Source organism: Hydrocoleum sp. CS-953 (assembly GCF_002260545.1).
Taxonomy (GTDB): domain Bacteria; phylum Cyanobacteriota; class Cyanobacteriia; order Cyanobacteriales; family Microcoleaceae; genus Trichodesmium.
In genome coordinates, this window is the sequence record NZ_LGSU01000846.1 from 1 (window position 1) to 5,024 (window position 5,024).

A 5,024-nucleotide genomic window follows, 5' to 3' on the forward strand; every position below is an offset into this window, starting at 1 on the left:
ATTTATTAATTTTCCAATTCTAAATTCAAACAATTCTACATTCTAAATTCATTTGCAGACGTACCCACTGTTAGACGTAATGTAAGGTAATCAAAGCGCGATGAATAAAGCTAAAACACTAAAAAGACGTTTAGGAAATCCTAAACCATTTTTAAGCGTGGCATGGGATACAGACGATATACCAGATCCAGTATGTATTAATCCAAATCTCAAATGGAAAGATATTAACTGGAGACGGGTTGAGAAGAATGTATTTAAGTTGCAAAAGTTAATTTACAGAGCATCCAGCCGTGGCGAAATCCGCAAGATGCGTAAATACCAAAGACTTCTGACCAAAAGTTATTACGCTAGGTTGCTAGCTGTTAGGCGCGTAACTCAAGATAACCAGGGTAAGAAAACTGCGGGTGTAGATGGTATTAAAAATCTACCTCCTATGCAGAGACTAAATCTGGTTGATTTATTAAACACGCGATACCTCAAAGCAAGCCCTACCCGTAGAGTCTGGATACCAAAACCAGGGAGGGATGAAAAGAGACCTCTTGGAATCCCTACAATGTACGACCGTGCATTACAAGCTCTGGTTAAGTTGGGTATGGAACCAGAGTGGGAGGCGAGATTTGAACCTAATAGCTATGGTTTTAGACCAGGACGGTCAACACATGATGCTATCGAAGCCATCTTTCTCAGTATCAGATGCAAACCCAAATATGTGCTTGATGCTGATATATCCAAATGTTTCGACCGAATTAACCATGATGCACTGTTGAGAAAAGTAGGGTGTTTGGCCTACAGACGCTTAATCAAACAGTGGTNGCGAGATTTGAACCTAATAGCTATGGTTTTAGACCAGGACGGTCAACACATGATGCTATCGAAGCCATCTTTCTCAGTATCAGATGCAAACCCAAATATGTGCTTGATGCTGATATATCCAAATGTTTCGACCGAATTAACCATGATGCACTGTTGAGAAAAGTAGGGTGTTTGGCCTACAGACGCTTAATCAAACAGTGGTTAAAGTCTGGAGTGTTTGACAATAAACAATTCTCAAACACTGTGGAAGGTACACCACAGGGAGGGGTGATTAGTGCCTTACTAGCAAACATCGCCTTACACGGTATGGAGGAACAATTAAACCAATTTGCCAGAACGATAGACCTCAAAAATAAAAAAGGTCATCAACAAGGCTGGCAAGACAAGGTAAACAGTCTCAACTTAGTACGCTATGCTGATGATTTCGTTATCCTACACGAAGATATTAAAGTAGTGTTACAAGCAAAAACCGTAATACAGGAATGGTTAAGCCAGGTAGGATTAGAACTAAAACCAGAAAAAACCAAAATTGCTCATACCCTAGAGGAATACAAAGGTAACGAACCTGGATTCGACTTTCTAGGATTTAACGTTAGGCAATACGAGGTTAAGTCAACTAAACAAGGATTTAAGACGCTGATTAAACCATCTTCCAAGAGTATAAAAACTCATTATCGGAAATTGGCGGATGTATGTGATTCACACAAAACTGCCCCTGTTAAGGCTTTAATAGCCAAACTAAATCCGGTAATTAGAGGATGGTCTAACTACTTCTCAGTCGTAGTCAGTAAAGAGGTGTTCAGTGAAATAGACAACCTCCTATGGAAAAGACTATGGAGATGGGCAAATAGAAGGCATCCCAATAAGCCCTCCCAATGGGTAAAGAAAAAGTATTTCCCCAAAGTTAAGAAAACCAGGAATTGGGTACTTAACGACGGCGAATATATACTAAACCTACACTCAGATATTCCTATTGTAAGGCATATCAAAGTGAAGGGTAATAAATCCCCTTATGACGGCAATTGGACTTATTGGAGTAATAGAATCGGCAAATACCCAGGCGTAAGGAAAGAAGTCACGACGCTGTTAAAACGTCAAAAGAATAAATGCGCATTTTGTGGGTTAACCTTTAGTCCAACTGACCTTATGGAAGTAGACCATATAAAACCAAGGTCTAAAGGAGGTGACAACACAATTAAGAATAAACAATTGTTGCACCGACATTGCCACGACACGAAAACTGTGAAAGACAAAAAGACATATCCAAAATTTAGACCCCAGGATTTACCTGATAACTATATATGGATTGACGATATGTTAACTCTGAAACAGGATGTGCCCATGAAAAGGGACGTTTAAGAGAGGAGCCGTGTGAGGTGAAAGTCTCACGCACGGTTCTGAAGACGAGTCGGGTAGGGTAACTTACCTGGCTTAGTTTAACGACTCTGATGCAATAAAGGTTTATCAGCAAAATTTTTTGACTGGATATGTCAATAATGATGAAAAATATTTGGGAGATATTACTAAAATTTCTGAGTTACCTTGGCAAGTAAATCTGATAGTTGGTGGGGTTCCTTGTCAACCTTGGTCTTTTGCTGGAAAGTTAAGGGGTTTTGATGATTCTAGAGGAAAACTTTGGTTTGATACGATGAGGGTTGTGGAGAAAAATCAACCTGAAGCTTTTATTTTTGAAAATGTTAGAGGGTTAATTAGTCCGACTAATCAAAGGTCGTTTGAATTAATTATTCAGAAGTTTGAAAATATTGGTTATCGTGTTTATTACAAGTTACTTAATTCTGCTGATTTTGGGTTGCCTCAAAATAGAGAACGAGTTTTTATTGTGGGGATTAGGAAAGATTTAGATATAGATAATTTCTCTTTTCCCGAACCATTAAGTTTTCAAACTAAACTTTTTGAAATTCTTGATGGTCTCCAGGGTAATTTTGATATTCAAAAGGCAAAATTATCACCAGATATTTTGTTTAATGGTACTGTTCCAGTATCTAGAAATAAATTTCAGAAAAATGATGAGTTGAATGATTTTTTTGTTTTTTGTGATACGAGAAATGGTCATACAACTATTCATTCTTGGGATCTGATAGAGACAACTAAAAGGGAAAAGTTAATTTGTGGAACTATTCTCAAAAATAGACGGAAAAAAAAGTACGGAACTAAAGACGGTAATCCTTTATCTTTTGCAGATTTATCTGAGTTAATAGATAATTTACAAATTCAAGAGTTGAAGAATTTAGTGGTTTTCGGATGGATTTTTTAAATCTGTNAAAATAGACGGAAAAAAAAGTACGGAACTAAAGACGGTAATCCTTTATCTTTTGCAGATTTATCTGAGTTAATAGATAATTTACAAATTCAAGAGTTGAAGAATTTAGTGGAGAAGAAAATTATTCGTCATATTGCGGAACAGGGTTATGAATTTGTCAATTCTAAAAATTCATCAGGAATTAATGGTATATATAGAATATTTTTACCTCATTCTGAGATTGTGCCGACCTTAACTGCTACAGGTACAAAAGATTGTATAGCTACGGTTTCTATTAATGGGGAAACTCCAGAGGAGTATAAGTCTTTATTTATCAAGGAGATTTATCAGAAGAAAAAGTATAGGTATATAACTGCAAAAGACTGTGCTAAGTTACAAGGTTTTCCTAGTTGGTTTAGACCGCATAGTAAGGAGAATATTGCTAAGAAACAATTCGGCAATGCTGTATCTATTCCAGTTGTTTATTATTTAGCTAAGTCTTTAATTAGGTCACTTGGTTTTCTTCATTAGATTCAACCTCAAATTAGATTTTTTTTTGATACTTACAAGCTCAAATTTTGCCAGTATCTAGAAGAAGCAATTCTGGCAAAGAAAAACCGGAATTAGAAAAGACTTCAGAATAATTTTTGGCGCAGAAAATTTTCATGCAAAAGTAGCCATTCCATCTATATATATACATATTATTNTATCTAGAAGAAGCAATTCTGGCAAAGAAAAACCGGAATTAGAAAAGACTTCAGAATAATTTTTGGCGCAGAAAATTTTCATGCAAAAGTAGCCATTCCATCTATATATATACATATTATTTATGAAGTTGGGGGAGAAAAATTGCTATACAAAATATTATAGATAGAGGCGATCGCTCACCTACTCTCAAAAAATAATTTTCAGGAAGTTCGGCACTGCCACAAATATCAGAATTATTTGCACAACAATGTGTAATGTTAGCTGAAAAATCAAAGAAGCTAACACCGACATACTATATAGATAGATATGCAGAAAAATCCAGTTCAGCTAAAAAATCAGAGTTAAAGCTAACCAAACTCTTGAGGTTTATCTTCCTCCAGTTCTACATCTAGGAAAAACTTACGAATAATTTCAACATCAGGCTCTGTCTCAATCCACAGACGAGCGCCACCTGCTTGACTTCTGTTAGGTTTATGAGGTCGGTAGACGATTTTGCAATTTCCTAGAATTTCTACTTCGTGGCAACGGTCATTTCTATCTCCTTGTTTGACAGAAATAGCTGGAAAAGATGTGCCGTGGTCTCGGTTATGGTCAATTTCTCTTCGCAGTACATGGATAAAAGTATTGCCTGTACGAAATCTTTTATTCCAAGTTCCTTCAGGACCTCGACGACCAGGGGTAATTTCTGGCATTCCCCAAGCATTTAAAGGAATTACCCATAACCGTTTGACTTTTTCTGCTCCTTTAAGACGACCTTGCCTGAGAAGCAACCTGAGTCTAGCGGTAGAAATATTTAAAAGAAAAGCAGCTTCTGTTGTACCAACTTTATCTGGTTTAGTTTCAGTGTTTGTATCTTTCATAAACTGTTTCGGAACATATAAGGGATAAACGGGATAACCAAATACCCATCAAACCACAAAGGATTTAATTTGGCAATATTTGATTTTCCAGTATTGACTTTAATAGTAATCTTAGTAAGAAATTTTACAATCACCCAAAATCTCAATTTAAGATAATAGCTATACTGTTTCGGAGCATATTAAGGATAAACTTGGATAATTATTTACCATGAAACCATAGAGGATTTAATTTGGTAAATTATTTTTAATTTTCCAATATAGATTTATATAGGAAGAGATTAGATGTCAAGGGAAAAGTTAATTGTAGACCCTGGTTTTGTGCATCACCGAAAGATACTAACAATTTTACAAGAACAAGGTTTGAGAATTATTAATCAACAAAT

3 protein-coding genes and 2 pseudogenes are annotated in these 5,024 nt (G+C 36.0%); 4 read left to right on the plus strand and 1 reads right to left on the minus strand.

What is annotated here, in order from left to right; translation table 11 throughout:
- Positions 1-100: 100 nt before the first annotated feature.
- The 4 genes and pseudogenes from AFK68_RS10890 to AFK68_RS10905 all read left to right on the plus strand — a co-directional run.
- Positions 101-812 (plus strand): reverse transcriptase N-terminal domain-containing protein (locus tag AFK68_RS10890; RefSeq protein ID WP_246844114.1); only part of this gene is annotated, 712 nt, incomplete at its 3' end.
- Position 813: 1 nt separating this feature from the next.
- A pseudogene (locus tag AFK68_RS10895) lies at positions 814-2,234 on the plus strand (group II intron reverse transcriptase); the annotation flags it as partial.
- Positions 2,235-2,263: 29 nt separating this feature from the next.
- Positions 2,264-3,088, plus strand: a pseudogene (locus tag AFK68_RS10900) (DNA cytosine methyltransferase); the annotation flags it as partial.
- Between the two features lie 114 nt (positions 3,089-3,202).
- Positions 3,203-3,604: a DNA cytosine methyltransferase gene (locus AFK68_RS10905; RefSeq protein WP_246844116.1), complete on the plus strand. Its 402-nt coding sequence runs from the start codon at positions 3,203-3,205 to the stop codon at positions 3,602-3,604.
- 524 nt (positions 3,605-4,128) lie between these two features.
- On the opposite strand, the gene AFK68_RS10910 is transcribed toward AFK68_RS10905, so the two are convergent.
- Positions 4,129-4,641, minus strand: a complete 513-nt coding sequence (locus tag AFK68_RS10910) for a hypothetical protein (RefSeq protein ID WP_094672722.1) — start codon at positions 4,639-4,641, stop codon at positions 4,129-4,131.
- Positions 4,642-5,024 lie beyond the last annotated feature (383 nt).